26 protein-coding genes and 1 pseudogene are annotated in these 25,813 nt (G+C 71.2%); 19 read left to right on the top strand and 8 right to left on the bottom strand.

Going from position 1 to position 25,813, the window contains the following annotated elements:
* Window positions 1–39 precede the first annotated feature (39 nt).
* Together ACZ6Q9_RS25260 and ACZ6Q9_RS25265 are read left to right on the top strand one after the other, a co-directional pair.
* A complete protein-coding gene (locus ACZ6Q9_RS25260) occupies window positions 40–543 on the top strand; it encodes an NUDIX hydrolase (RefSeq protein ID WP_393258090.1) in 504 nt (167 codons plus the stop codon).
* 86 nt (window positions 544–629) lie between these two features.
* Window positions 630–755 (top strand): annotated as a pseudogene (locus tag ACZ6Q9_RS25265) (transposase); the annotation flags it as partial.
* Between the two features lie 101 nt (window positions 756–856).
* Here the strand turns inward: ACZ6Q9_RS25265 and ACZ6Q9_RS25270 are convergent.
* Window positions 857–1,360, bottom strand: coding sequence for a hypothetical protein (locus ACZ6Q9_RS25270; RefSeq protein WP_396829784.1), 504 nt, complete (start codon window positions 1,358–1,360; stop codon window positions 857–859).
* Between the two features lie 209 nt (window positions 1,361–1,569).
* Window positions 1,570–1,893 (bottom strand): hypothetical protein, encoded by a 324-nt coding sequence (locus ACZ6Q9_RS25275; RefSeq protein ID WP_396829786.1) that lies wholly within the window; start codon window positions 1,891–1,893, stop codon window positions 1,570–1,572.
* Between the two features lie 86 nt (window positions 1,894–1,979).
* On the opposite strand from ACZ6Q9_RS25275, the gene ACZ6Q9_RS25280 reads away from it, so the two are divergent.
* From ACZ6Q9_RS25280 to ACZ6Q9_RS25350, 15 genes are all read left to right on the top strand, one after another.
* The gene (locus tag ACZ6Q9_RS25280) at window positions 1,980–2,837 is read left to right on the top strand and encodes an AfsR/SARP family transcriptional regulator (protein ID WP_396829787.1); all 858 of its coding nucleotides are present in this window, start codon (window positions 1,980–1,982) and stop codon (window positions 2,835–2,837) included.
* A 201-nt stretch (window positions 2,838–3,038) separates the two neighbouring features.
* Entirely contained in the window at window positions 3,039–3,266 is a 228-nt protein-coding gene (gene tvaA / locus ACZ6Q9_RS25285; RefSeq protein WP_393258081.1) for a thioviridamide family RiPP peptide, read from the top strand.
* A 152-nt stretch (window positions 3,267–3,418) separates the two neighbouring features.
* Window positions 3,419–4,375, top strand: a complete 957-nt coding sequence (locus ACZ6Q9_RS25290; RefSeq protein WP_393258079.1) for a phosphotransferase family protein — start codon at window positions 3,419–3,421, stop codon at window positions 4,373–4,375.
* Window positions 4,372–5,379 (top strand): T3SS effector HopA1 family protein, encoded by a 1,008-nt coding sequence (locus ACZ6Q9_RS25295; RefSeq protein WP_396829790.1) that lies wholly within the window; start codon window positions 4,372–4,374, stop codon window positions 5,377–5,379. The genes ACZ6Q9_RS25290 and ACZ6Q9_RS25295 overlap by 4 nt, the downstream gene beginning before the upstream one ends.
* A 26-nt stretch (window positions 5,380–5,405) precedes the next feature.
* Complete coding sequence (locus ACZ6Q9_RS25300; RefSeq protein ID WP_393258074.1) at window positions 5,406–6,275, top strand: phosphotransferase family protein; 870 nt, start codon at window positions 5,406–5,408, stop codon at window positions 6,273–6,275.
* A complete protein-coding gene (locus ACZ6Q9_RS25305) occupies window positions 6,272–6,889 on the top strand; it encodes a flavoprotein (protein WP_393258071.1) in 618 nt (205 codons plus the stop codon). The genes ACZ6Q9_RS25300 and ACZ6Q9_RS25305 overlap by 4 nt, the downstream gene beginning before the upstream one ends.
* A gap of 1 nt (window position 6,890) precedes the next feature.
* A complete protein-coding gene (locus ACZ6Q9_RS25310; RefSeq protein ID WP_393258069.1) occupies window positions 6,891–8,108 on the top strand; it encodes a 50S ribosomal protein L11 methyltransferase in 1,218 nt (405 codons plus the stop codon).
* Window positions 8,105–9,460 (top strand): YcaO-like family protein, encoded by a 1,356-nt coding sequence (locus ACZ6Q9_RS25315; RefSeq protein ID WP_393258067.1) that lies wholly within the window; start codon window positions 8,105–8,107, stop codon window positions 9,458–9,460. The genes ACZ6Q9_RS25310 and ACZ6Q9_RS25315 overlap by 4 nt, the downstream gene beginning before the upstream one ends.
* 11 nt (window positions 9,461–9,471) lie before the next feature.
* Window positions 9,472–10,194, top strand: coding sequence for a TfuA-like protein (locus ACZ6Q9_RS25320; protein WP_396829793.1), 723 nt, complete (start codon window positions 9,472–9,474; stop codon window positions 10,192–10,194).
* On the top strand, window positions 10,160–11,044 hold the full coding sequence (locus ACZ6Q9_RS25325; RefSeq protein ID WP_393453125.1) for a phytanoyl-CoA dioxygenase family protein: 885 nt from the start codon (window positions 10,160–10,162) through the stop codon (window positions 11,042–11,044). Before ACZ6Q9_RS25320 ends, ACZ6Q9_RS25325 begins: the two co-directional genes overlap by 35 nt.
* Before the next feature lie 91 nt (window positions 11,045–11,135).
* A complete protein-coding gene (locus tag ACZ6Q9_RS25330; RefSeq protein WP_393258061.1) occupies window positions 11,136–11,861 on the top strand; it encodes a C1 family peptidase in 726 nt (241 codons plus the stop codon).
* Window positions 11,862–11,943: 82 nt separating this feature from the next.
* The gene (locus tag ACZ6Q9_RS25335) at window positions 11,944–12,117 is read left to right on the top strand and encodes a hypothetical protein (protein WP_393258058.1); all 174 of its coding nucleotides are present in this window, start codon (window positions 11,944–11,946) and stop codon (window positions 12,115–12,117) included.
* 97 nt (window positions 12,118–12,214) lie between these two features.
* Complete coding sequence (locus ACZ6Q9_RS25340; RefSeq protein WP_393258056.1) at window positions 12,215–13,096, top strand: hypothetical protein; 882 nt, start codon at window positions 12,215–12,217, stop codon at window positions 13,094–13,096.
* Between the two features lie 41 nt (window positions 13,097–13,137).
* Window positions 13,138–15,318: a B12-binding domain-containing radical SAM protein gene (locus tag ACZ6Q9_RS25345; protein WP_393258053.1), complete on the top strand. Its 2,181-nt coding sequence runs from the start codon at window positions 13,138–13,140 to the stop codon at window positions 15,316–15,318.
* 203 nt (window positions 15,319–15,521) lie between these two features.
* Complete coding sequence (locus ACZ6Q9_RS25350) at window positions 15,522–17,531, top strand: FG-GAP-like repeat-containing protein (protein ID WP_393453137.1); 2,010 nt, start codon at window positions 15,522–15,524, stop codon at window positions 17,529–17,531.
* Window positions 17,532–17,633: 102 nt separating this feature from the next.
* Here the strand turns inward: ACZ6Q9_RS25350 and ACZ6Q9_RS25355 are convergent, their stop codons facing one another.
* A complete protein-coding gene (locus tag ACZ6Q9_RS25355) occupies window positions 17,634–18,923 on the bottom strand; it encodes an alpha/beta hydrolase family protein (protein ID WP_393453140.1) in 1,290 nt (429 codons plus the stop codon).
* Between the two features lie 272 nt (window positions 18,924–19,195).
* On the opposite strand from ACZ6Q9_RS25355, the gene ACZ6Q9_RS25360 reads away from it, so the two are divergent.
* Together ACZ6Q9_RS25360 and ACZ6Q9_RS25365 are read left to right on the top strand one after the other, a co-directional pair.
* The gene (locus ACZ6Q9_RS25360) at window positions 19,196–20,134 is read left to right on the top strand and encodes an ATP-binding cassette domain-containing protein (RefSeq protein WP_393453142.1); all 939 of its coding nucleotides are present in this window, start codon (window positions 19,196–19,198) and stop codon (window positions 20,132–20,134) included.
* The gene (locus tag ACZ6Q9_RS25365; protein WP_393453145.1) at window positions 20,131–20,958 is read left to right on the top strand and encodes an ABC transporter permease; all 828 of its coding nucleotides are present in this window, start codon (window positions 20,131–20,133) and stop codon (window positions 20,956–20,958) included. The genes ACZ6Q9_RS25360 and ACZ6Q9_RS25365 overlap by 4 nt, the downstream gene beginning before the upstream one ends.
* Before the next feature lie 37 nt (window positions 20,959–20,995).
* Here ACZ6Q9_RS25365 and ACZ6Q9_RS25370 read toward each other — a convergent pair whose 3' ends face one another.
* The 5 genes from ACZ6Q9_RS25370 to ACZ6Q9_RS25390 all read right to left on the bottom strand — a co-directional run bounded on the left by ACZ6Q9_RS25370 (window position 20,996) and on the right by ACZ6Q9_RS25390 (window position 25,810).
* Window positions 20,996–21,619, bottom strand: coding sequence for a response regulator (locus ACZ6Q9_RS25370; RefSeq protein WP_466021436.1), 624 nt, complete (start codon window positions 21,617–21,619; stop codon window positions 20,996–20,998).
* Between the two features lie 142 nt (window positions 21,620–21,761).
* Window positions 21,762–23,273 carry a sensor histidine kinase gene (locus ACZ6Q9_RS25375; protein ID WP_393453151.1) on the bottom strand — a complete coding sequence of 504 codons (1,512 nt, stop codon included), beginning with the start codon at window positions 23,271–23,273 and terminating at the stop codon, window positions 21,762–21,764.
* A 175-nt stretch (window positions 23,274–23,448) separates the two neighbouring features.
* Complete coding sequence (locus ACZ6Q9_RS25380) at window positions 23,449–23,814, bottom strand: hypothetical protein (RefSeq protein ID WP_393258039.1); 366 nt, start codon at window positions 23,812–23,814, stop codon at window positions 23,449–23,451.
* A 44-nt stretch (window positions 23,815–23,858) separates the two neighbouring features.
* A complete protein-coding gene (locus tag ACZ6Q9_RS25385; RefSeq protein WP_393258037.1) occupies window positions 23,859–24,626 on the bottom strand; it encodes an ABC transporter ATP-binding protein in 768 nt (255 codons plus the stop codon).
* Window positions 24,626–25,810: a FecCD family ABC transporter permease gene (locus ACZ6Q9_RS25390; protein WP_393453154.1), complete on the bottom strand. Its 1,185-nt coding sequence runs from the start codon at window positions 25,808–25,810 to the stop codon at window positions 24,626–24,628. Before ACZ6Q9_RS25390 ends, ACZ6Q9_RS25385 begins: the two co-directional genes overlap by 1 nt.
* Window positions 25,811–25,813 lie beyond the last annotated feature (3 nt).

Raw genomic sequence — 25,813 nt, forward strand, 5'->3', positions numbered from 1 at the left:
GTCGATCATCGTTCGCCGCGCCGCCGCGTTCGACAGACCATGACGCCGAACCTGCGTCGGTCCGTCCGCGCGATCGTGCTCGACGAGGACGACCGCATACTGTTGTGCCAGTTCGTCTCCCCTCACCCGGCAGTGCCGGGCCAGGCGAAGGCCGTGTGGGCGGCACCGGGCGGCGGCATCGAACCCGGCGAGGAGCCGCTGACGGCCTTGCGTCGCGAACTCCGCGAGGAGACCGGTCTGACGATCACCGTGGACCCGCCGCACGTCTGGCACCAGGAAGTCGTCGCCGCCGACCACGCGTCCGGTTTCGACGGCATCATCAATGACTACTTCCTCATCCGCGCGAGCCACTTCCAGCCCCGGGGCGAGCTGACCGACGACCAACTCGCCGCCGAGAACCTGGCCGCGTTCCGCTGGTGGCAGCTCTCGGAGATCGTCAGCTACGCCGGCCATGATCTGTTTTCGCCCCGTGACCTCGCCACACCGTTGACGGCGCTTCTCACCACCGGCACGCCGACGCATCCGGTCCAACTCGGCCTCTAGCAATCTTCGGCAGCGACCAGCCACGCCTGTGTCGAAGCTGAATTCGAGCTGACGAGGCACCACGCGCTCGCCGATGGAACCGAGCGATTTCATCGACGCGACACGCCGAACCGGCATCAGCTCGGTACCCGTCGCAGTTCCGGCGTCAGGCCGCGGCGTTGGTGCTGGATTCCGGCCGCACGATCCGTGACGTGGGCCGTGAATTGGGCGTCAACCACGAGACCCCCCGCGCAATTGGGTCGCGCAGTTGCGGCATGACACAGAGATGGATCTGCCCAGCGCACATGCCGCGATCAGGGTGGGGAGCGTGGAGTCAGTGTGTCGTCGGTGCCGGCCTGCGGCGAACCCGCCACCACACCTCGACGAGGATCGGTGGCAGCGCGATCGCGGCGCCGGCGAACGCAAGTGCCCGGGTGCGCCGTTGCTGGATCTCTTCACGTAGTTCTTCGTAGGTGGCCTGGTGTTCGATGACGTCGCCGCGGGACCGTACGCATTCGTCGCCGGGCCCGATCAGGACATCGTGGTTGGCCGGGTTGGCCTCGAAGCAGGCGATCCTGGTTGGCTTCAGTTCCCAGTTGACGCGGTCCCAGTCGACGTCGACCCACGACTGCGACGTGCATACGTCGCCTGAGCAGGAGGTTCGCACCGGCAGCTCCCAGCCGGAACGCAGCATGAGAGCGCCGACGAACAGGCCCAGCAGGACAGAGCTGAGGGAGACGACCGCGCGCATGTCAGGTTGGACCGCCGGCAGTCGTGCCTGGTTCCACCAGAGGCCCTCCAGAATGATCCTTCCCGCGCTCGCCTCGGCGTACTCCACCGAGACGAGCGCGGACGGCCGGCTGTTAGCCGACGGTAGTGGTTCCGGGCGGCCGACGACGATTCCGCGCGGCTTGCCTTGTGCGTCGATGCGATGACCACGGCGCAGATCCGTGACACGTCGACGAGGTAGCGTCTCGCGTCGTGATGGCAGGGCTTGATCAACAGGGTGAGGATGGCCGCCGTCTCGATCAGGAAGCGATGCGGCTGCTACGCGATTGCCTTGGTGGTGATCTCCGCCGGCGTGAGGGTGGCGTCGATGGAGGTCAGCTTGCCTGATGCGCGGTAGTGACTGAGTGTGGCTGCCACGGCTGGTCGGTAGGACTGCAGGCCCGCGGTGATGCGGTCTGGGTTGTCGTCGTGGCGCTGGAACGGTTCGCCTCCACAGCGGTCGCAGACGTTGGGGCTCCCACGGCGCACTGTTGGCGCCGCAGAAACCTTCAGAATCGCTTTCGGTGCCTCGTCCGTTATGTCTCCAGCGCCTTGATGACAGGCCCCCATGATCACATTTACCCTGGTAACCTCGTGCGTCACGGGTAAAGCCCACCTTGGACGCTCATATCATGGGGACAACGGGGAGTCACATGAGCTGGCACCAAATGGCCTTGTCACCTGCACCAATGCGCGATTCCTGGAACGCTCGGGCGACCAAACCGGCGATAGGGGAAAGTTACTCATCGGTATTACGGTTCGGAATTCTCGGGCCCACCGTGGCGTGGAGCGCCGACCCCGGCCGTGACAAGGAAGTCGAGCAGGCGCTCTCCGAGAACAAGGCCCGCAGCGCGCTCGCCGTACTGCTCTTACGGGCCAACCAGTTCGTCACCCAGGCGCAGCTGATTCATTCGCTGTGGGACAACCCGCCGGACTCGGCGCGGTCCAACGTCCGGTCCTACGTGGCACAGGTGCGCAAGGCGCTCACGATTGCCGAAGAAAGTCCGCCAAGGCTGTCGTCGGTCAAACGGGGCGGGCAGTCCGACGGCAATTCCTACCGGTTACGTGTGGAACCCATGGAATTGGACGCCGACGTCTTCGTACGCCTGGTCCGGCACGCCGACGAAGAGGCCCGCGCCGGCGCGGTGGCCGCCGCCGCGTCCACCCTGCGGGTGGCCCTGGGACTGTGGCGGGGCGACGCCGGCCACACCGACCTGGCGGTGGCCGAGGCCCTCCGGGCGCAGATCGAGTCCCTCAATCAACTGCGGCTGGTGGCGTACGAGGATCTGCTGTCGCTCCAGTTCCGCCTCGGGGAGCACCGGCTCATGATCCCGGAGATCCGCGCCCTGCTGGCCGAGCACCCGATGCGGGAAGGACTTTGGGCTCACCTCATGCGCGCCTACTACCGCTCCGGCGACATCGGCGGGGCCCTCGGCGCCTACCAGGAATTCTGGCGCATTCTGGACCGGGATCTCGGGGTGCAGCCGGGCGCCATGCTCCAGCAACTGCATCGGTCAATTCTGCGCCGCGACGACGATTCGGTGTGACGCGCCCACAAGACCTTATCAGGACATTGCGGTGCGACGGCGACGATCGCCTTCGGCCGGCTTGTTTCGGCTGCACCAGATGACCGGAGAAGCAATAGTGATCTCCGGCCAACATTCGCTCGACGCGTTCGCCATGCGGCGCCGTGCGAGGCTCCTCCTGCCGGCTCACCACGAGCCGAAATCTCTATCCTGGGAGGAAATATGACTGCTCCAGCCGAGAGCATCGAGGATCTGATCAGCCAGATCCAGGCCGACGAGTCCAACGCGGCCACGGCTGTCGACTCAATCGACGCCTCGTTCAGCGAACTGGCCGGCGTCTCCTCCGAGGAACTGCAGAAGTTCCTCGAGGAGCAGGTCGGAATGAACCCGGACGAGGGCGTTCAGGGCACTTTCGTTTCGGTCGTCGTGACGCCTGCGACCCACTGCTGAACCAAGCAGACATGACGGAAAGCACAGGGGCACTCGAGCTTCTGCGCGCCCGGGCGCTGGGGTTTTTCACCCCGCGCCCGGGTCGGCGCCTGGCTCCCCGCCAGATTGGAAACGATCTGGCGGACTTCCGGCCCGATTACGCGGTGCTCGCGATGCTGGGCCTCGAGCAGGAGCGGATCGTGCGGGTGGAACGGTGCTCCTCCCGGCGCGTCGTCCTGATGGTCGAGCTCGACGACGGGACGGCACGCCTGGTGAAGTTCCCGGACACCGACACCGAGCTTGACAACGACTACGAGCGGGTCGTGCTCGGCATGCTCCGGGAGCTCGACCTGTCGCCGCGGGCCCGGCAGGCGGTGCCGCACATCACCGCGTGCGGCGACGGCACCCGCGCCATCGCGCTGGACGTGGTGAAGGACTGCGACAGCCTGCGGGAGCTGACCCAGCGCGATCCGGCTGTCGACGTGACCCATCTGGTCAACCTGGCCGCCGCCCTGGCCGACCTGCACAAGGCGCCCATCGCGGAGGCCTACCGGAAGTACCCGGAATGGCTGCTCCACCCGCCGGTGCCGACCAACACGCTGCTTACGCCGTACGAGTACGCCTGTGGCGCCGGCCTCGACTTCGACGTCTACCTGCGTGTCATGCAGCAGCTCGAGCCCGAGTTCCAGGAGCTCCACGCGCAGTGGCGGCCGGACACGATCGTCCACTACGACTTGCGGGACGACAACATCCTCTTCCCGCGCGACCCGGGCAGTGACTGCCCGGTCCGGCTCATCGACTGGGAGCTCGCCGGCTTCGGCGACCCGTGTTACGACGTCGGCTATCTGGTCGGGCAGTTCCTCGTGGAGTCGGTCCGCCGGCACGGCGACGTCGAGGCACTGCGGACGGCACGGCGCAACGCCCGCACGTTCCTGTCCGCCTATCGCGCGCTGACCGGCATCCCGGACGACACCGAGCTGCGCATCCTGCGGTATGCCGGCGTCGCTCTGCTGCTCCAGGCCGCGATGCGGCTCCAGCAGCTCGGCATGCTCACCCAGGTCGGCCACCTGTGCCTGCTCTACGGCAAGCGACTCATCGCCGATCCGACCCCAAAGGTGATCATGAAATGACGATGTACCGCGACGTCATCCGCCGCATCGCCGACGAGGTGGTGATCCTCGACGAGAGAACCTTCTCGCACCCCCGGTTCGGGCGCCTCACCCCGCCACGGGACATGGAGGCGCGGTCCGACTATCCCGTGGTGTCCTATCTGTCCCGCGTCATCTACCTCACCTACTACGCCGGTGACGACGCCGCCGCCCGCCTGCTGATCGGCGGCGGGAAGGTGGCCGCCGCGTTGGTGGATCACGAGGACTACGCGTTCACAGAGCAGATCCACGCGGCGAACACGGGCACCGGATACCGGGTTCCGGGCTGGCGCGTCCGGTCCCCCCGGGACGATGCCTGGCTGATCGAGAAGGACGGCATCACGGTGCTGGCCGCCGCCGATGACCTGGTACACGACGGCCCGCTGGCGCCCGACGACGAGGTCGCGGTCGTGCTGCCGCCCTGGCGGCGCTACGCGGTGCTCGGCTGGTACATGGCGGTGGGCGACGAGGGCCCCCCGCACAAGTCCGACGAGTCCACCATGGTCCGGGTCTACTTCACCCTGGCCGGCCCGGACGCGGCGCCGGACGTGATGCGCGTGGTGACGGGCGAGCTGAACCGCCGGAAGGTCCCCTTCAGCTTCAAGCTGGCCAACCATCCGAGCGCCTACGTCCGGCGCGACGCCGGCGTGCTCTACCTGCGCGAGGCCGACTGGCTCGATCACGAGTCCATGGTGCCGGAGATACACGGGCAGCTCACCGGCCGGCTCCGGGACGACCCGCCGTGCTTCGTCAAGCCGCTGCTGCCCGGCATCTCGTTTGCGGTGGAGCCGCAACTGAGCGGGCGCACGGTCAGCTTCGGCGAGAACCGGTGCACGCTGGTGGCGGAGGGCCTGGTCGCCGCGCACGCCGGCGGTGTGACGGATCTGGAGGGCCGAATCGAGGCCGTTGCCGAGCGCTTCCGTCAGGAGGGCCTGTCCATCGAGCGCCCGTACGAGGCGCCCCAGCTCCTCGGAGCCGCGCCGTGACGGCCGGCGCCACGACGGTGACGACGGTGCGATCGATGGAGGGCCCGTTCGTGGCGCGTCGCTGTGTGCGCTCGGGGACCGGGTACCGGTGGTTCGAGCAGGCGCACGCCCCCGGCGACTATCTGGACGCCGCCCAGTTGCAGCGCCTCTCCGGCTCGCTGCCCGCCGGCGACGTGCCGGCTGCGCCGGCCGAGCTGGTCCGGCCCGACCTGGCGACCTGGCCGGTTCTTCCCACTCCGATGCTGCTCTGCGACCCCCTGTTCGGGGCTCCGCCGGACGCGGACGCCGGAGCGTGGGAGGGCGCGTGCACCGCACTCGGCGCGTTCCTCGGTCGGCTGCACGCCGTACCCGCCGCCGAGGTGTCGTTCCTCCCGGGCCGGCGCCGGGCGGCCTGGCTACCTGCGGCGTCCGCCGTCACCCACCGGGTCGCCGCAGCGCGCACCGACCTGATCCGGCGCAGCGACGGGGTCCTCGCGTTGGCCGCCTCCGCCGCCGGACCCCCGGCACGGCCGGACTGCCTGGTGCACGGCCGGTTCTCGTCCGGACTGGTCGTACCGCTGGATCGCCCGGTGGTCATGGGCTGGCGCGAGGCCGGCGTCGGCGACCCGGACCGCGACCTGGCCTACTTCCTCGCCGAGCTGATCGAGGCCGCCGCCGTGGGGACCGGCGCCGCGCGGTTCCCGGCGCTCGTGCGCTGCTTCCTCGCCGGCTACCGCACCGTGGCCGGGCAGCCGTGCCTCGACCGGCTCCCGGCGCTGGTCGCGGACCGGCTGCTCGAGCACTACGCGCAGGGCGTCGTCGCGGTCGGCTCGGCGGACCACGTCGAGCAGGTGGCGGCCGCCGCCACAGGGCGGTGGCGGGAACTCGCCGATCTTCTCCCGAAGGGTGACCGGTGACCGGGACGCGTCACGACTTCAGCGAGATCCGCCTTCTGGTCTTCGGAGCCGGATCCGTCGCGGTGCTCGGACTGCCGCACATCCTGCTGTGGCTCAAGAACCGGCTGCGGCTGAGCCGGATCCGGGTCGTGCTGACGCCCATGGCCACCCGGCTCGTCACCGTCGAATCGATCCGCCGCGTCGCCGGGTGCGAGGTGTACGTCGAATGGGACGACCTGCCCGCCGACGCGCGCTCGCACGTGTCGCTGGCCGAGTGGGCCGACGTGGCGATTGTGCTGCCGGCCACCGCGGACTTCGTCGGCAAGCTGGCCCACGGCATCGCCGACAACCTCGCCACCTCGACGATCATGGCGGTCGCCGCCCCGGTGATCGTGGTGCCTTCGACCAACGCCACCACGTGGGCGAAGCCGGCCGTACGCCGCAACGTCCAGCAACTCAGGGACGACGGGTTCACCGTGGTCGAGCCCGTGGACGGCCTGGCGGTCGCTGGCGACACGTCGGAGACCGGCTCCATGGGCGACTACCGGACCGCGTTGCTGCACGCCTTGATCCGGGCCGCCGGTGGCGCACCGGACGACCATCACCGCTCCGAAGCAAACACATTGGGGGACTGACATGTCCGTAGGCTCCACCACCGTTCTCCGTCGGGTTCCCGAACTCCTGGTCGAGGTCGACAGCGCCCATCAGGTGCGGATCCACCACGACCGGCGGATCTTCGAGTTCGGGCAGCACGCGATGTCGCTGCTCGACGTGTTCTACGAGCCGCGGTCGGTGGCCGAGGGGATCCAGCGGCTGCGTCCACGACTCACCGGTCACCGCGCTGTGGAGGAGCTCATCGGCACGCTGACCGCGATGGTGAACTCCGGCATCCTCACCACGGACGCGCCGGACGGCTACACCGATCTGATGTTCCCCATCGGCGGTTACGGGCTGGCGTACCTGAACATCGCCATCCTCGAGGACCCGCTGCGCAAGAACCTGTTCATCAAGGCGATCGAGGAGACGGTCACCCCCGACGACGTCGTGCTGGACCTCGGCACCGGCTCCGGGATCCTGGCGATCGCTGCGGCCCGCGCCGGCGCCCGGCACGTCTACGCCCTGGAACCGGCCCGCTCCGGTGACCTGGCTGCCAAGGTCATCGCCCACAACGGCTACGCCGACCGGGTGACCATGATCCGTGGCTGGTCCACCACGACCGAACTGCCGGAGCGGGCGACCGTACTGACCACGGACATCGTCGGCAACGACTGCCTCGACATGGTGATCTGGGAGAACCTGCAGGACGCCCGTCGGCGGCTACTCACCCCGGACGCCCGGCTGATCCCGGAGTCCTTTGAGTCGTACGTCTATCTCGCCTGCATGCCCGAGGACATGCGGGCCCGGCACCGCGTGCTGCCTGAGCACATCAGCCGCTGGCAGGACCGGTTCGGGGTCGACTTCTCGCCGATGCTTGACGAGGACATGAAGCGGGTCGCCGGCTTCTACGAACGTCCGGAACGGGTGCAGGAGTGGGAGCCGCTGTCCGAGCCGGTGCCGCTGTACAACCTGAGCCTGCACAACGACGTACGGAAGTTCTCGAACACGGTGACGGTGCCGGTGTCCCGTCCCGGTGTGGTGAACGCCGCGATCGTGTTCTTCAAGGGGAAGATCGGGCCCACCACCTATCTCTCCACCGCACCGTGGGACGGCGGCGACCGCAGCCACTGGTTCACCGCGGGCTGGGCCTTCGCCGAGGGGCACCATGTGAAGCCCGGTGACGAACTGACGCTGACCTATCACTACGAGGGCGACGGTCGCGCCCGCATCGCACTGGACGGGGAGGGGACGCTGTGAAACTACGCACCAGCGCACCGAAGGTGAACGGTGTCGGCACCCATCGGGAGATCACCAGCGCACAGACGTACGCCAGGATACAGCCGCACCTGCTACGCGCCGGCATCACCCGGGTCGCCGACATCACCGGCCTGGACCGGATCGGCATCCCGGTCTACAACGCCATCTCGCCGCGCTCGAACGACATCATTTCTGTCTACAACGGCAAGGGCCTGACCGCGATGGACGCCAAGACCTCCGCGGTGATGGAGGGCATCGAGCGCTTCTCCGCCTGGCTTCCCCGCCGCCCCGACGCGATCGCCACCTACAACGAGCTGGTCGCGCAGGGTCGGTCGGTGATGCACCCCAGCGAATATGTCTTCGAGCTGGCCCCGTACTACACCGACGACCTGCCGATCTCCTGGACCCTCGGGTACGACCTGCTGAACGAGGAGGAGGTGCTCGTCCCGCAGGACGGCGCCTGCTACTCCCCGAAGTTCCACGAGGCGCCCTGCTACAAGATCACCACGACGAACGGCCTGGCCTCGGGCAACACCATCGAGGAGGCCATCTGCCACGCGCTGTGTGAGGTGATCGAACGGGACGCCATCACGATCAGCGAGGTCCTCAGCAGCCAACTCAGCCAGGTCCTGGAGAAGGGCCTGTCGTCGGTGCCCGCCCAGTCCCGGGAGGTGACGGGCTTTCTGCGCGAACTCAACCCGCACGTGGCCGTGAGCTCGCTGCCGGAGCGCGCCCAGTCGCTGATCGCGAAGATCCACGCCGCCGGCCTGGAGATGCGTGTCATCCAGCTGAACAGCGACCTCGGCATCCCAAGCTTCATGGCGGCCACCGCCGAGGACATGGGCCCGACGGTGTCACAGGGGCACGGCGGGTTCGGCACGCACCCGGATGCCGAGGTGGCGATCATCCGGGCCATCACCGAGTGCGCGCAGGGCCGGGTGGTGGACATCCAGGCGATGCGCGAGGACATCAGCCTTCCGGGCAGCGACGTGCCGAAGCACATGTACCACGTACGCCGGTCGTCCACCTTCGACAAGGGCGCCTGGATCTGGAAGCCGATGGGCCGGGTGCTGGACGCCGCCGACCTCCCCACGTACCAGCACGACGACGTGATGGACGATGTCCGGCTGATGCTCGGCCGGCTGCGCAGCAGCGGCATCCGGCGGGCCGTGGTGGTCGACTTCTCGCCGCCGCACATCCCCGTCAACGTCGTCCGGATGATCGTGCCCGGCCTCGAGTCGTGGGCGGTCGACCACTGCAAGCTGGGTGACCGAGCGACGGCCGCCTGGAAACGCGCGGTGCAGGAGATCTCGGCACGGCACCGCACCCTCGCCACCGCGAACGCACGCTGAGGAGCGCACCGATGAGCGCTGTTGTCTATCTGGGCCCGAGTCTTCCCGTCCCGGCCGCAGCTGAGGAACTGGAAGCCGAATATCTGCCGCCGATCGCCCGTGGCGACCTGGCGGAGATCCTGCGTCGGCCGGTGCTGCCCCGCGCGATCGGCATCATCGACGGCAAGTTCCTGTCCACCCTGTGCGTGTCGCCGAAGGAGGTGCTGGAAGTCGTCGACCGCGGCATCAAGGTCTTCGGCTCCTCGAGCATGGGCGCGCTGCGGGCGGCCGAGTGCCACCACTGGGGCATGGTCGGCGTCGGCAAGATCTTCGAGGCCTACCGTACGGGTGAGGTGGACGCCGACGACGAGGTCGCCATCGCCTTCGACGAGGAGACCGGGGCGCCCGTCTCCGAACCGATGGTGAACCTGCGTGTCGCCGTCCGCGCGGCGCTGGAGTCCGGCGTCGTGCGTGCGGCCACGGCCGAGGCGTTCCTGCAGGCAGCCAAGGACATCTACTTCCCGCAGCGGACCGCCCGCGCGACGCTGCTCGCCATCCGCGGCAGGGTGCCCGAGGACGAGCACGCTGCCCTGTCGCGGTACTTCGCCACGGACGCGCCGGACGCCAAGGCGGACGACGCCCGGCTGCTGCTGCGCACCATGCGCGACTACCTCGCCGGCAACCAGGGACAGAAGGTCGAGCGTGCATTGGGGGTGCACCGTGGCGGAGTCCCCCTCGCGGCTCAGGCCGGCTGAGATCGAGCACTTCTGGCAGCAGGGCTACCTGTTCCCGGTCGAGGTGCTGACACCGGCCGAGGTGGACCGGGCCCTCGCCGCCTACCGCGCCTATCGCACGGTGACCGGTCGGGTCGGCGGCCTGCTGCGCCGCCGCTGGAACTATCCCAAGATCCACCTGGTGGCCCGGTGGGCGGACGCGCTGGTCCACCACCCACGGCTGCTCGAAATCGCGGCCAGCCTCGTTGGGCCGGACCTGCTGGTCTGGTCGACGAACCTGTTCGTCCGGGCCGGGCACAGCAACAGCCGGCTGGCGTGGCACCAGGACGCGCCGTACTTCGGGTGGGAGGGCGCCGACGGCAAGGTGGTGCGCATCTGGCTGGCGCTGACCCCGACGAGCCGCCGCAACGGTACGATGCTGTACTGCCGGCGCTCGCACGAGGCCGGTCTCGTCCGGCACGAGTTCGTCGACCGGACGATCGCCGGCCTGATGCAGGGCGAACAGGCCGACTACGACGTCCAGGAGAAGGACGTCGTGGCCGTGGAGATCGGGCCCGGTCAGGCCTCGCTCCACCAGCCGACCACGGTGCACAGCAGCGGGCCGAGTTCCACCGACGAGGAGCGGATCTGCTTCGCGGTGGACTATCTGTCGCCGTCGATCCGCCCGCTGCACGGGCCGGACAGTGCCCTGCTCGTGCAGGGCAAGGACCGTTACCACCACTTCCTGCCCGAGCAGCGGCCGGCCGCCGACTTCACACCCGAGGCCCTGCGTGGCTTCCGCGACGCGGTCCTCATGCGTGACCAGCGGTTGGCCAAGGTCATGCAGGTCGTCCACGCCGAGCGGGTCACCGAGCGTGTCGGCGGCGCCTGAGCCGCCGGGTCGCGCCGGCCGCGACCCGGCGCCGTTCCACTGGGACGACGCTGCCATCGCGCCACCGTGGCCGGCGGAACCGGAGGGCCGGGTGACGCTGGACGGCTGGTTCCCTCCGGTGATCGACCAGGGCACGGTGCCGCTGTGCACCGCGGCGGTGGTGACGGCGCTCGCCGCCTACTTCGCCAGGCGCGCCCGGCACACCATGGTCCAGCCGTCGGTACTGTTCAACTACCGGATGGCGCGCCGCCTGATGGGCACGCCCGACCGACGCGGCGCGCACATCGAGTCGAGCATCGCCGCTTGGCAGCGGTTCGGCCTGCCGGACGAGGCCTCCTGGCCGTGGGACGCCTCGACGGTGAACGCGGATCCGCCGACGGACCTCGCGCCGTCGCCGGACTGCCCGGCGGAGGTCACCTCCTGGCGCATCCGGCGGGACTCGATCGACGCGTCCCGCTACCTCGCAGTGCTGCGGGACGCGCTGCGCGTCGGGCTCCCGGTGGCGTGCGAGTTCCCGCTGTACGTCTCGCAGTTCGCCGCGATCGGCACTGGCGTCATCCCGATGCCGCGGGAGAACGAACGGTCGCTGGGCCGGCACATCGCCCTGCTGACCGGCTTCGACGACGCCGGCCGGCACTTCCGCGTCCGTAACAGCTGGGGACCGGAATGGGGCGAGCGGGGCTACGGCGTGCTGCCCTACGCCTACATCGAACAGGGACTGGTGGGCGACAGCTGGCTGGTCGCCGAGAACAGCTGGACCGTCCCGGCCAGCGTGCCGGTCGGGGAGCCCCTCACCGGAAGGCAGCGCCTTGGTTGACCAGCAGACCCCGGTCCGGTCGCGCCCTCTGCTGCCCCCGGCGCCGCCGCGGGTTCGGGCGACCGCCGCGGGGAGCGAGCCGGTGTTCGAATCGATCGGCCGGATGGCGTGCGACGACCTGCGGCGAAGCGCACGGGCCGCCGGCCGGCCGCTCACCGGCCCGGACCTGTCGGTCCTCGACTTCGGGTGCGGCTGCGGGCGGGCCCTGCGGCACTTCGACCCGGAGATGGTGAGCGACAATTGGCGAACAGAATGATCGGGGAAGGTGAGACCGTTCGCCGTGGCCGGTCAGGCGGCGGAGACGAGGACCAAGTTGTTCCGGCCGAGCTTTCCTGTCTCAAGGAGGTAGACCGGTGAACGAGCCGAAACGCGCCGGTCGTTCCCCTGCGCACGATCCCCCGCGTCTGATGCCGAAGCTGTTGAAATGGACGGCCGTCTCGGTGATCGCCGTCGAGTTGCTGCTGGTGGCCACCGGCCTGCTCGATCTCGGCGACGCGGTGGTGATCGCAATCGGGCTCGAACTGCTCTGCGGCGTGCTGGCGCTCGCTCTCGCCGTCACCGCGCGGGTGGTCTACCGCCAGTTGCGCCGCGAGGGTGAGAGCCGGTGGGAGGCGTTGTTCCAGGCGGCCGCAACCGTGCTGCCCCGGCCCATAGTCATGCTGCTGCACCAGGAACTCGCTTCACTCGTGTCGATCGCTCTGCTCGTCCGCGGGCGCAAGGACGTACCGGCCGGCGCCAGCGTCATCAAATACGGTTCGACCCACAAGGTGTTCATCATCGTGATGATGGTGATCATTCCGGTGGAGGTCATGCTGGTGGAGTTCCTCGTACCGTGGGCCTGGTTGCGGACGGTGCTCCTCGTTTTCGCCATATACAGCGCGATCTGGTTGTTCGGTTTCTACGCCGGCCTGCACACGAGGCCCCATTACATCGACTCGAGTCGTCTGGTAATCCGCATGGGGCACCTGGCGGCGGTTTCTGTCGACGTCGGTTCCATCCGCTCCGTGCGGCGCGATTACCACCCCAAATACAAGGGGCTGGTGGCCGTCGCGGACGACTACGTGGCGGTGCCGGGCATGAGCGGCACCGTGCTCACGGTGACCCTGGCCCCGGAGACGCCGGTGCGGATCCGGGGCCGGGAAACGGTGCACGCCGGCGAGGTCCGGTTCGACACGGACGACGTCGAGGGCGCCAGCCGGTCCATCCGGGAGCGCGCCGGCTCGCCCCAGGGCTGAACCGCCGAGGCCGCTCCGCACTGCCATGACGAGGAGGACACATGCGTCCGGCCCTGATCTATCCGCCCCTGACCGATCCGACCTGCGGGTACCACTCGCTGTGTTACCTCGACTCGTACGCCCGGGCACAGGGGCAGGCGGCCGCGACGATCATCGACGCCAACATCGAGGCGTTCCACCACTCTTACACCGACGTCCCGTACGACTGGCTGATGCGCCAGGCGTCGGTGCCGTCGGTGTTCGACGGGCGGATGCCGGCCGCCGCGGCCGCCGCCATTCGGCTGCGGGCCGGCGAGGTGTCGCCCGAGCAGACGGCCGAGGCGGTGCGAGTGTTGCAGGACCCGGTGCGGTTCTACGACTATCCGCGGTACCAGCACGCCGTCGAGACCGTCACCGGCTGGATGAACACGCTGGGTGCCGCCGGGCTGCCCGGGCAGTTCCACAACGGCTTCGATTTCCAGCCGTACGACCACTTCAACCCCTCGTCGGTCCGGGACCTCACGGACGAGGCGACGCTGGCCCGGCTGAGCAACGCGTTCACCCCCTACTACCAGGAGCGGCTGCTGCCCCGGCTGGTCGCTGGCGGGCACGACGTCGTCGGCATCAACATCACCTTCGTCTCGCAACTGCCGTTCGCGCTGTGGATGGCACGGCTGATCCGCCGGGCGCTGCCGGGCGTGTTCCTGATGGCCGGCGGCACCGAGGTCTCCGACGTCTGGAAGTACGCCCTCGACAAGAACATGGTCTTCCAGATCTTCGACGTGTTCGACGCGCTGGTGGTGGGCGAGGGTGAGACTGCGTACCTGGAGATCCTCGACGCCCTCGACGCCGGCCGGCTGCCCAGCGGCCACCCCAACGTGCGGCTGCACCCGAGGCACGGGATCGGCCGGGCCCTGCCGATGTTCAAGTACGAGCAGCTGGCCACTCTGCCGACGCCGGACTACTCGACGCTGCCGTGGGAGCAGTACCTCAGCCCGGAGCCGTTCGTCTACTATTCGCCGACCCGAGGCTGCTACTGGAACAAGTGCACGTTCTGCGACTACGGCCTGAACGGCGACAGCCCGACCAGCCCGTGGCGGCAGGATCCGGTGGACAAGATGGTCACCGATGTCGGTGCCATCTCCCAGTTCGCCAAGTTCATCTACTTCTCGGTCGACGTCCTGGCGCCGGCGACGATCCTGCGGTTCGCCGAGCGGGTGGTCGAGATCGGCCTGGACTTCCGTTGGGGTGCCGAGATCCGCCTGGAGAAGTACTGGACGGAAGAGCGGTGCCGCACCTTGAAGGACAGTGGCTGCGTCTCCGTCTCGGTGGGGTTCGAGTCCGCGAACCAGCGCGTCCTCGACCTGATCGACAAGGGCACCACGCCGGCCCGCGTGTCGCAGACGATCGACGCCATGACGAGGGCCGGGATCGGTGTGCAGATGATGGGATTCACCGGCTTCCCCTCCGAGACGGTGGAGGAGGCGATGGAGTCCGTCGACTTCCTGCGTGAGCACCGTGACAAGTGGACGTTCGGCGGGCTGGGCACGTTCATGCTCACCTCGGGGTCGATCGTCGCCAAACAGCCCGAACGGTTCGGGCTGCGCAACGTCGTGCCCTATCCCGGCCACGACATCGCCCGGGCACTGAGCTTCGAGCAGGTCGGCGGCGCGCCGGGCGACCGCGCGCTGGCCGAGTTGGAGAAGGCCAAGGCGGCGCTGACCGGCAACGACCTCGGGCGGCCCTGGGTGGGCGGCACGGACTGCGCGCACACGTACTTCTATCAGGACCGGTACGGCATGGACATCATGACCGTGGTGGGCCTCGCCCAGCCGGACCGCGAGGTCAGCTACGTCCTCAACGGCACGGTGATCCCCCGGCCGGAGCCGGAGGTCGCGCAGGCCTACCGGTACTACTTCCAGTGGTCTGCATCCGCCGGCGCGACCCCGCCCGGCCGGTTCGCCTTCCGCCGCGTCGACGGCCAGTTGCACTTCATCCCGGACGGTCTGGTGCCGCTGCTCCAGCTCTTCACCGTGCCGCGCACCCTGCCGGAGGCGGAGTCGGCCCTGGCCGCCGTGCCCGCGTCGGTCGCCCAGCGGGCCTGGGAGCACCTGGTCAGCCGCCGGCTCGTGCGTGCCGAGTCACGCCGCGACACTGTCCTCGCCGGAGGTCATCCACCGGTCGAACAAGATCGGGACGGCCAGCCCGCCCGGCCGCCTGACTGGGTCCCGCAGACTGTGTAGAGATCATCATCTGAGCCGACTTCTCTCGTCGGCTGCCGTTCCAGCGGGGGCGAGGCGCTACCCGGCGCTGCGTTCGGACGGCCGGCGGTGGACCCGTGCCGGCAGTGACGTTCCCATATGCGTCAGCGCTGTTGCGTACGACGGAATCCCCGGGATCTGGAGAGTGCATGTTGTCGCAGAAGCGAAGGCCAGGCCGTGTCGTGATGGCCCTGCTGACGGCCCTGCTCGCGGTGATGGCGTCCACCACACCGGCGTTCGCGGCGGCCCTGACGCCACCGGCCTCGGTCAGCGCGGCGGCGGTTTCCGCGTCCCGGGTCGAGGTGAGCTGGCAGGCCGCGGCCGGTGCCAGCAGCTACGAGGTACGGCGCGGAACCGTGTCGGGTGGCCCGTACGCGCCGGTGGGAACGGCCACGGGGACGTCCTACGTCGACGACACCGTCGCGCCGGAGACGACGTACTACTACGTCGTGCGGTCCCGTTCCGACAAGCGGGCGTCGGGCTACTCGACCGAGGCGTCGGTGCTGACCTCGCTTCCGAAGCCCGTCGGCGTGCGGGCGACCGGGGCGGAGACGAGCATGACCCTGCGTTGGCAGGGCGTGTCCGGCGCCGCGCGGTACGAGATCGTCCGGCTGAGCAGCGCGGCACCGGTGGAGACGGTGGTCGGCACCACGACGTCGACGGAGTACGTGGACACCGGCCTCACGGTCGCCACCCGCTACGTCTACTGGATCCGGGCGGTCGCGGCGGGCGGCGCCACGGCCACGTCCGACGCCGTACGGGTCTACACCGGCCCTGCCACGACGACGACGGTCACCGTGTCCCCGGGCTCGGTGGAGCAGGGGCAGCGGATCCTGCTCATCGCGAGCGTGCGCTACGCGGACGGTCGGATTCCCAGCGGTGAGGTGGCGTTCATGTCCGCGGCCGGCGCGGTCGCGTTCGCCAGCGTCCACGGCACCGACGGCACGGCGATCGCCATGGTCGACGGCAGCGGATGGACCCCGAAGCCGGTCTACGCGCAGTTCCAGGGGTACGACTGGCAACCGGCCGGGGCGAGCGCGTCCGCCGACGCCGTGCCCGTGGTCACCCAGCCGTACGGCTCGGTGGTCTTCGACGGCCCCTCGTGGCTGAAGCTCGGCTCCCGGGAGGAAGCCGTCGCCGCCGGCGACCTGACCGGCGACGGGCTCTCCGACGTGGTGGTCACGACGACCGAGTACTCCGACGACGCCCACGACCACTCCGCGTTCCTGTTCGTGCAGGAAGCGGAGAACCAGCTCATGCTGAGGCAGCAGGTGGCGATGTCGACGCCCACCGGCGGCAGCATGTACCCGGTCATCGGTGACGTGGACGGTGACGGCGCCAACGAACTGGTCGTCGCGACGGGCGACGGGGTCGACGTGTTCCGCCGTACCGGGACCGGGCTTTCCGCCGCCGAGCACCTGTCGTTCGCCGACGACCTGATCGACCTCAAGCTCCGCGACCTGGACGGTGACGGCCGGACGGACATCGTCGCGGTGAGCGACAACGGCGTCCTCGTGCGGTACGGCGACGACACCGGTGGCTTCGCCCCCGCGGCTCTCGTCTCGCCGCACCGCGGCTTCGTGCTGGACGTGGTCGACATGACCGGGGACGGCCGGCCGGACCTGGTGGCGCAGCTCGGACAACTGATCCGGATCAGCACCCAGACGGCGCCTCGATCGTTCGCCGACCCGGTGGGATACCAGGCTCCCGCCGGGTACCTGCGCGTGGTCGGTTCCATGGCCGTCGGCGACGTGACCGGGGACGGCAGGAAGGACGTCGTCGTCACCGTGTCCGGCAACGCGCCGGACGCCCAGGTGCAGGTGCTCACCCACGACGGCGCAGGCGTGCTCGGACAGTGGATCCGCTACCCGGTCTACGAGGTGCCGGACGCGATCGCCATCGCCGACGTGAACAACGACGGTCGTGACGACGTCGCCGTCACCCACGGCGGCTGGAGCTCGGCGGGCGTCCTGCTGCAACGGCCGGACGGCTGGCTGGGCAACGAGTTCCGCGTCTCCCAGCTGCCGCCCGCCAGCTCCTTCACCCCGCGCGGTCTCGCGGTGGCCGACATCAACGACGACGGCCTGAAGGATCTGCTGATGGCCAACTACAACTACGGGCTCGTGGTGGTGCCGCAACGCCCCGCGGCGACGTCGGCGGCGACGTCGACGAAGGTCCAGGTGGGTCGGCCCTGAGCGACGACGGACAACGCCGCTCCCGCCTGGCAGGCGCTGGGGCGTAGGGCCGACGACGCCGCCGGCCCGCCTTGACGGGCCGGCGGCGTCCTCGACGGTTGGTCAGCGGACGAAGGTCACGTCGGGGTGCCTCGGCGACGGGCGGTCGAGCAGCGCCCGGGGTCGCTGGCGGAGGTGCTGGTCGAAGAAGGCGGTGAGGTAGGCGCGTTGGGCGGCGACGATCCGGCCCGGGTCGACGGTGCCGATCAGGCCGGTGACGAGTCCCTCCGGCAGCGGGAACGCCGCGTCGAGCTGCGGCAGCAGCACCTGGTGGTCGGTGAAGGTGAAGTGCTGGCCCTCGGGGACGTACAGGTCGAGCTTCCAGCCGGTCGAGTTCGCCCAGAACGACCGCCAGTCCGGGGCGTCCAGGTGGGTGTACGGCCTGCCGCCGACGAGACCGGCGCCCATCAGCAGGAACGGGCGGTCCAGCCCGTGCTCGGCCACGTCGCCGAGGTCGTCCCTGCCGTACGCCATGCTGCCGTCCAGGTCCGCTCCCGCGTCCAACCGCCGGTCGGCGAGCATCGCCTCGGCGGTGGTGAAGCCACCGGCCGAGTGGCCGAACATGCCCGCGCGGGACAGGTCCAGCGCGGCGCCGAGGCCGCGTGGTAGCGGGCGCTCGCCGGCGTCGGGGTTGCCGCCGCGGGCGAGGACGGCGAGCTGGTCGAGGACGAACCGGGTGTCCTGGATCCGGGTGTGGATCTGTGCGCGCATGAGGTCGGCGGGTTCCAGGTCGGGTAGGCGCTGCGTCTCCACGCGTCCGCCGGGGAACTCGACGACCGGCGCCTCGTACGTGTGGTCGACCGTCACCACGACGTAGCCCCGGCTGGCCAGTTCCTCGACGAGGACCGTGCCCTCCGCGCGGGGCCGCTCGCCGCCGGGCGAGTACACGACCACCGGGAATCCTCCGCGCCTGGCGCGGGCGGGCGCGCCGGCCCGGGCATGGGTGGTGATGCCCGCCCAGTCGACCTGCCCGGCGGGGACGCCGAGCATGCCGCCGAGATTCTCGCCGTACCGCTGCGCGGCCAGCGGCGGCAGGTACGGCGCGAGTGGTTCGCCGCCCGCCGGGCGAGCCGGGTACCAGACGGTGACCATGAGTTCCCGCGGCTTGGCGGCCACCCACGGATCGGGCCGGCCGCGGTCGACCAGATGCAGTTCGGTGGCGGCGACGGGGTGCGGGCCGGTCGGTGCGGGAAGACGCAACCGCAGCGGCGCGCTCGTGGCCGGCGGCGGGGTCGAGCCTGCTCCCGGGTCCGGTGCGGCCAGGGCGGGAGCCGCCGGCGCGGTCGACACCATCGCCGCCGACACCGCGACCGCGGCGCCGCCCAACAGCCATCGTCGAGAAATCGTTCGCATGCGGCAAGGCTCGCCCGGGGCGCTCGCCGACGGCATCTGCCGGAAGTAACCATGTCGGCCCTGAGAAATCTCAGGGGCGGCGGGCCTCGGGCCGGGAGACACCACAGTGGACGGCAGGTCGGGCCGGTCACGGGCCCGGCCCCGCGCTTCTCGACGGCGGGCGCACCCGGGTCCTGACTTTCGTCAGGGCCGACCGATGCCGATCGGCGGCTGTGCCCCGCCCCGCCGATTCCTAGCGTCGACGTCGAGATGGCACCTTCACCGGGAGAACAATGATCACATTACGCGGGTTGACGAAACGCTTCGGCGCGACGACAGCCGTCGACAACCTGACCCTGGACCTCGCCCCGGGCCGGGTCACCGGTTTCCTCGGCCCGAACGGGGCCGGGAAGTCCACCACGATGCGCATGATCGTCGGTCTGGACCGGCCCACCGCCGGCGAGGCGCTCATCGAGGGCCGGCGGTACGCGACCCTGCGGCACCCGCTGCGCGAGGTCGGTGCGCTGCTCGACGCCAAGGCGGTGCACCCGGGGCGGAACGCCCGCAACCACCTGCTGGCGATGGCCCGCAGCAACGGCATCCCCACCCGACGCGTGGACGAGGTGCTCGCCACGGTGGGCCTCACCACCGTCGCCGGCAAGCGGGCCGGCACCTACTCCCTCGGCATGGGCCAGCGCCTCGGCATCGCCGGCGCCCTGCTCGGCGACCCCGGGGTGCTGATGTTCGACGAGCCGGTCAACGGACTCGACCCGGACGGGGTGCGCTGGGTCCGCCAGCTCATGCGGTCCCTGGCCGCCGAGGGACGGACCGTCTTCGTCTCCAGCCACCTGATGAGCGAGATGCAGCTCACCGCCGACCAACTCGTGGTGGTCGGCAAGGGCCGGCTCCTCGCCGACGCCCCGATAGCCGAGGTCATCGGGGGCAGTTCGTCGACGGCGGTGCTGGTCCGCAGCCCACAACCGGCCGGCCTGGCCGAGCTGCGGCGCCGGCTCGTCGCGGCGGGCGTCGCGGTCCAGCAGGAGGCGGACGGCGCGCTCGTCGTCACCGGCGCCGGCGTCGAGCGGGTCGGCGACCTGGCGCACGAGATCGGCGTACGCCTGCACGAGTTGAGCGTGCGCGAGGCGTCACTGGAGGAGGCGTACATGGAACTGACCGCCGACGACGTCGAGTATGGCGCGCTGGCGACCACCCGATCGGGGGCGCGGAGATGACGACGGCCACGACAACCCTGCCCGCCGCCGACCGGTCGACCCGACGCGGCGACCCGACCGGCGGCGGCCTGACCGGTGCTGTCGCCAGCGAGTGGACCAAGCTCTGGTCGGTGCGCTCGGTCTGGTGGAACCTGCTCGCCAGCGCCCTGCTGATGGCGGCGGCGGCCGGGCAGGAGGCCATCTACGTGGTCAACGAGAACACCAACACCGACCCCGCCGACGACCCGGGGGTGGTCGGTGTCGGTACCGTCGCGATCAGCTCCGTGCTCCTGGCGCAGTTCACGGTGGTCGCGCTGGCGATGCTGGTGATCACCGCCGAGTACGCGACGGGCACGATCCGGAGCACGCTGCAGTGGACCCCGTCACGGGGCCGACTGCTGCTGGCCAAGACCGCCGTGGTCGCCGTGGTCACGTTCGTGGTGGGCGCGCTGCTCGGGGCGCTGGGCTCCGCCGTCGCCGACCCGGTGCTCGGTGGGTGGGGCCGGTTCCGGGCGGGGGAAACCGTCGGCGACGTGCTGGCGGTGGCCGCGTACCTCTCCTTGATCAGCGTCTTCACCCTCGGGCTCGGGACGGTGCTGCGTAGCGCGGTCGGCACGCTGACCACCGTGTTCATGATCCTCATGGTGGTGCCGATCTCGCTCGGCGCCCTCGACATCGAGTTCGTCAACCGGCTCGTCGACGGGCTGCCGGGGGTGGCCGGATCCCACTTCATGAGTGGCGACACCGACCCGTACCCGCCGGCGGCCGGCCTCGCCCTGCTCGCCGCGTGGGCCCTCGCGGCGATGCTCGCCGGTTACGCGGTGCTGCGGTCCCGGGACGCCTGATCCGGAGCCGGGTGGCGGCGGTCCGACACGACCGCCGTCACCCGGCGTCGTCCACCAGGCCGGCGTCGTACGCGACGATCGCGGCCTGCACCCGGTTCCGCACGCCGAGCCGGGCGAAGATCGTGCTCAGGTAGCTCTTCACCGTGCCCTCCACCAGGAACAGCCGCCGGGCGATCTCCGCGTTGGACAGCCCCGCCCCGACCAGCGCCAGCACCTCACGTTCCCGGTCGGTGAGCGTCCCGATGCGGGCCCAGGCGGCCGGGCCGCGGGCCATCCGCGCGCCGCCCAGCTCGATCACCCGCCGGGCGATCCGCGGCGACAGGTAGGCGCCGCCGTCGGCCGCCGCGCGCACCCCGGCCAGCAGTTCACGCGGATCTCCGGCCTTGAGCAGAAAACCGCTGGCCCCGTCACCGAGCGCCCGCGCGACGTAGTCGTCCTCACCGAAGGTGGTGAGCATGAGCACCGCGGTGTCGGGCACGAGCCGACGGATCTCCACGGCGGCCGCGAGCCCGTCCAGCTTCGGCATCCGGATGTCCAGCAGCGCCACCCGCGGCCGGTGCGCCCGGGCCAGGTCGACGGCGGCCCGCCCGTCCGCGGCCTCCGCCACCACCTCGATCTCGGGATCCGCCGCCAGGATCACGCGCACCCCGGCCCGGATCATCGCCTCGTCGTCGGCCAGCAGGACCGGGATCACCGCATCTCCTCGGGGTCGGGCGCGGACGGCATTCGGCCCGCGCGGGAACGCATCGCGTGAATGACGAGCCCGGCAGCCGAGCCAGGTCGTCGCCGGCCGCCGACCGCCGTCAGTCGGACATCCGGTCCTTGGTCAGCAGCCGGCCCTCGGCGAAGCAGAGCCGGTAGGCGGCCTGGCCGAGGGGGAAGTTGCCGTCGGTGTAGAACTCACAGGAGGCGCCCGGGGGTAGCGACCACCCCGTCGGGTCCGGCCGTTCGACGACCTGGCGCTCCGGCAGCAGGCCCCGCAGTTCGGTGCGGTGCTGGCCGATCCGCATCCGGTCGAAGTCCGCCGGTTCGAGGACCGCGTCGAAGGTGGCGAACGGGTAGTAGGCCAGTGACAGCACGCCGGCGGCCACCACCGGGGCGGCCACGGCCACCACGAGGCTGCGCCGCACCCGCCGCCGCGCCTCACGCAACCGGGTCGCCGACGCCGGCCGGACCGGGCGTACGCCCTCGTCGGCGTCGACCGACACGGCGCCGGCGGCGTGGGGCAGGCGGGCGGTGACCTCGAAACCGCCGCCTCGTGGCCCGGCGCTCAGCGCGCCGCCGGCCAGCCGTACCCGCTCCCGCAGGCCCAGCAGGCCGGAACCCGTCGAGGCCACACCGGGCGGCAGACCGCCCGGCGGGGGCTCGTTCGCCACGCTCACCACCGTCTGCTCGGCCGAGCGGGTCAGCAGGACGGTCACGGCGGCGCCCGGCGCGTGCCGGGTGGCGTTGGTCAGCGCCTCCTGGACCACCCGGTGCACCGCCCGCTCGACCATCGGCGGTGCCGGCGCCTCGGACCCGTCCCACCTGAGCCGGACCGTCATCCCGGCGTCGCGGGCCCGCCCCACCAGGTCGGCGACGCCCTCGGCGGCCGGCCGGGTCGGAGCCGGCGCACCGTCCTCCCGGAGCACGCCGATGATCTGGGCGAGCTGCTCGGTCGCGGCGGTGACGCTGGCACGCAGCTCCCCCGCCGCCCGCCGGTGCCGCTCGTCGAGGTCGGTGGCCACCTCCAGCCCGCCGGCCTTCAACGCGATCAGGGCCAGGTCGTGGCCCAGGGAGTCGTGCATGTCCTGGGCGATACGGGCCCGCTCCCGCATCCGGGCCCGCTCGGCGGCGGCGCGCTGCTGCCGTTCGAGCAGATCGGCGTGTTCCCAGCCGGCGTGGACGAGCGCCCGCTGCTGGCGGCGGTGGCGGCCGACCAGCCAGGGGAACACCCCGACGAAAAGCAGGGTGGTGGTGAGGAAGAACCAGGTGGTCACGCCCGAGCCGAGGACGCCGACCGTCAGCGCGGTGCCTCCCGCCGCGATCACGGCGAACGTATACGCGGCCGGGCGGGCCCGGGGCATCCGCAGGCCCACCAGGTAGCTCATCACGGGGACGGCGAACACGAAGTTGCCCTCGAACGCGGTCGGCACCACGACGATCAGCAGGGAGACCGTCGGGTGGTGCCGGCTGACCACCACCGCGAGGGCCATCAGCAGGAGGCAGCCCACCAGCCGCCAGCCGGCGTACGGGCCGGTCGGGGCGACGACCAGGTCCCAGGCGATCGGCGCCGACAGGACCGCCCAGAGCGACACGTCGGACAGGACCTTCACCCACGATCCGGCCTGCCCACCGGAAGGCGGCCCTCCGGAGCGGGGAAAAGGCATCCACCGCTGCCGTCCGCCGCGCCACCAACCTGCCACGGGGCCAGGTTACAAAGCCACCACCTGCGTCGTTACTGCCGAAAGTCAGGTCGTCGGCACGACGGCCCGGGCAGCCCCGGCCGTCTCACCCGCCGGTGGGGAGCGTCGGGGTGACCACCGACAGCTCCAGGGTGGCGGGCAGCGGCGCGACGCCCGGCCCCCCGGCGCGCACCCAGTCGGTGATGTCGTCGACCACGGAGTCGTGCAGGACGAGACCGAACCAGACCGGCCGCGCGCCGGCCCGTCGCGCCGACGGCGCGGGGTGGACGACGACCAGGTTGGACTGCGCGCAGAGGTCGAGGCAGGCGCTGACGCGTACCCGGTGCGGCGCCGGCAGCGCGGCCCGCAGTCGCCGCAGCTGCGCGTCGTGGTCGACGGCGGGGTGTTTGCGGGTGCTGCCACAGCAGCAGTCGCGGCACACGGTGACCAGACAGCCCGGTGTGGCGGTCATGTCCGACTCCTTGGTCCCGGTCGAGCCCGGCGGCACGTGCCGGGTCACGACGCGGGCGGGTGGTAGGTGATGGTGGGCCGACCGGTGCCCGGGTGCGTCGCCACGTCGGCCTGGACGCCGTAGACGTCGGCGAGCAGCCCGGGAGTGAGGACCTCGGCGGGCGGGCCGGCGGTGACGACCCGGCCGGCGGCCAGGACGACCACCGTGTCGCAGAACATGGCGGCCAGGTTGAGGTCGTGCAGCGCGGCGAGGGTGGTGACCCCGGCGCGGCGGACCAGGTGCAGCAGTTGCAACTGGTGGCCGATGTCGAGGTGGTTGGTGGGCTCGTCGAGCAGCAGCAGGTGCGGTTGCTGGGCGAGCGCGCGGGCCAGCTGGACCCGCTGCCGTTCGCCGCCGGAGAGGGTGTGCCAGCGGCGGCCGGCGTACCCGTCGAGGTCGACCCGGGCCAGCGCGTCGGCCGCGGCGGCACGGTCGGCGTCGCTGTCCGACCATCGCGAGCGGCGGTGCGGGGTACGGCCGAGCAGCACCACCTCCTCGACGGTGAGGTCCAGGTCGGTGTCGGCGTGCTGGGCGAGCAGCGCGGCGCGGCGGGCCAGCGCCGCGCGGGGCAGGGTGGCGACGTCGTCGCCGCCGATGGTGACCCGCCCGTTGTCGGGCGCGACGAGCCGGGCGACGATCCGCAGCAGGGTGGTCTTGCCGCAGCCGTTGGGGCCGAGCAGCCCGACGAGGCTGCCCGCCGGCACGGCGCAGGTGACGTCGTCGAGGATCCGCCGGGCCGCGACGGCCCAGGACACGTCGGTGACGGCGAGCATCAGTCGCCCGCCTTCCGGCACCCGGCCCACCGTCCCCGGGGTCGCCGCGACTCTGCCGGCCGGGCCCGGTGCAGCAGGACCACGAAGGCGGGCACCCCGAGCAGCGCCGTCAGCACGCCCACCGGCAGTTCGCGGGGCGCGAACAGGGTCCGCGCGGCGGTGTCCACCCAGACCATGAAGATCGCGCCGGCGAGGACGACGACGGGCAGCAGGCGCCGGTGGTCCGCGCCGGTGAGGAACCGGGCGGCGTGCGGCAGGATCAGCCCGACGAAACCCACCGCGCCGCTGACGGCGACCAGCGCCGCGGTGAGCAGCGCGGTGGCGACCAGCAGCAGCCACCGGACCCGGGTGACGGGCACGCCGAGGGTCTCGGCGGCGTCCTCGCCGAAGGCGAAGGCGTTGAGCGTGCGGGCGTGCGCCGCCACGAGGGCGAGCACGGCGGCCAGCACCGGTACCACCCAGGCCAGGGCGGGCCAGTCGACGCGCGCCAGCGAGCCGGAGAGCCAGAAGGTGATGCTCTGCGTGGCGTGCGGGTCGGCGACCCAGACGATGACGAACGACGTCGCCGCCCCGCACAGCTGCGCGACGGCGACCCCGGCCAGCACCACCCGGGTGGGCGCCAGCGCGGCCCGCCGGCCGGCCACCGCCGCCACGACGGCGAACGCGGCCAGCGCGCCGGTGAAGGCGCCCCCGGTGAGCGCCGCGACCCCGCCGCCGACGCCGAGGACGAGCACCGCGACCGCGCCGAGCGACGCCCCGGAGGAGACCCCGAGCAGGTACGGGTCGGCCAGCGGGTTGCGGGTGACGGTCTGTGTCACCGCCCCGACGGCCGCCAGCCCGGCGCCCAGCACTGCGGCGCCGAGCACCCGGGGCAGGCGCAGCCGCCAGACGATGTGCTCGCGCAGCAGCGGCACGTCGGCGTGGGCCAGGCCCAGGCGGTCGGCCACGACGGCCCAGACCGTCGACACGGGGATGTCGGCCGGCCCGACGGTGACGGCCGCCCCGATCGACACGACCAGCACCGCCAGCAACGTGACCAGCAGCGCGACGGTGCCGACGGGACGGACGGGCCGGCCGCGCCGGACCCCGGAGGCAGTGGCGCCGGGATCCGCGCCGGCCCGACCGCGCACGGCGAGACGGCGGGCCACGGCGAGACGGCGGGCCACGGCGGTACGGCGCGCCACGGC

Source organism: Micromonospora sp. NPDC049139, assembly GCF_055586845.1.

Excerpts from the sequence above, each read along its gene's own strand:
- ACZ6Q9_RS25260 (WP_393258090.1), top strand. The coding sequence starts at position 40 with ATGACGCCGAACCTGCGTCGGTCCGTCCGCGCGATCGTGCTCGACGAG.
- ACZ6Q9_RS25280 (WP_396829787.1), top strand. The coding sequence starts at position 1,980 with ATGCGCGATTCCTGGAACGCTCGGGCGACCAAACCGGCGATAGGGGAA.
- tvaA (WP_393258081.1), top strand. The coding sequence starts at position 3,039 with ATGACTGCTCCAGCCGAGAGCATCGAGGATCTGATCAGCCAGATCCAG.
- ACZ6Q9_RS25290 (WP_393258079.1), top strand. The coding sequence starts at position 3,419 with ATGCTGGGCCTCGAGCAGGAGCGGATCGTGCGGGTGGAACGGTGCTCC.
- ACZ6Q9_RS25295 (WP_396829790.1), top strand. The coding sequence starts at position 4,372 with ATGACGATGTACCGCGACGTCATCCGCCGCATCGCCGACGAGGTGGTG.
- ACZ6Q9_RS25310 (WP_393258069.1), top strand. The coding sequence starts at position 6,891 with ATGTCCGTAGGCTCCACCACCGTTCTCCGTCGGGTTCCCGAACTCCTG.
- ACZ6Q9_RS25320 (WP_396829793.1), top strand. The coding sequence starts at position 9,472 with ATGAGCGCTGTTGTCTATCTGGGCCCGAGTCTTCCCGTCCCGGCCGCA.
- ACZ6Q9_RS25345 (WP_393258053.1), top strand. The coding sequence starts at position 13,138 with ATGCGTCCGGCCCTGATCTATCCGCCCCTGACCGATCCGACCTGCGGG.
- ACZ6Q9_RS25350 (WP_393453137.1), top strand. The coding sequence starts at position 15,522 with ATGGCCCTGCTGACGGCCCTGCTCGCGGTGATGGCGTCCACCACACCG.
- ACZ6Q9_RS25355 (WP_393453140.1), bottom strand. The coding sequence starts at position 18,923 with ATGCGAACGATTTCTCGACGATGGCTGTTGGGCGGCGCCGCGGTCGCG.
- ACZ6Q9_RS25360 (WP_393453142.1), top strand. The coding sequence starts at position 19,196 with ATGATCACATTACGCGGGTTGACGAAACGCTTCGGCGCGACGACAGCC.
- ACZ6Q9_RS25365 (WP_393453145.1), top strand. The coding sequence starts at position 20,131 with ATGACGACGGCCACGACAACCCTGCCCGCCGCCGACCGGTCGACCCGA.
- ACZ6Q9_RS25370 (WP_466021436.1), bottom strand. The coding sequence starts at position 21,619 with ATGATCCGGGCCGGGGTGCGCGTGATCCTGGCGGCGGATCCCGAGATC.
- ACZ6Q9_RS25380 (WP_393258039.1), bottom strand. The coding sequence starts at position 23,814 with ATGACCGCCACACCGGGCTGTCTGGTCACCGTGTGCCGCGACTGCTGC.
- ACZ6Q9_RS25385 (WP_393258037.1), bottom strand. The coding sequence starts at position 24,626 with ATGCTCGCCGTCACCGACGTGTCCTGGGCCGTCGCGGCCCGGCGGATC.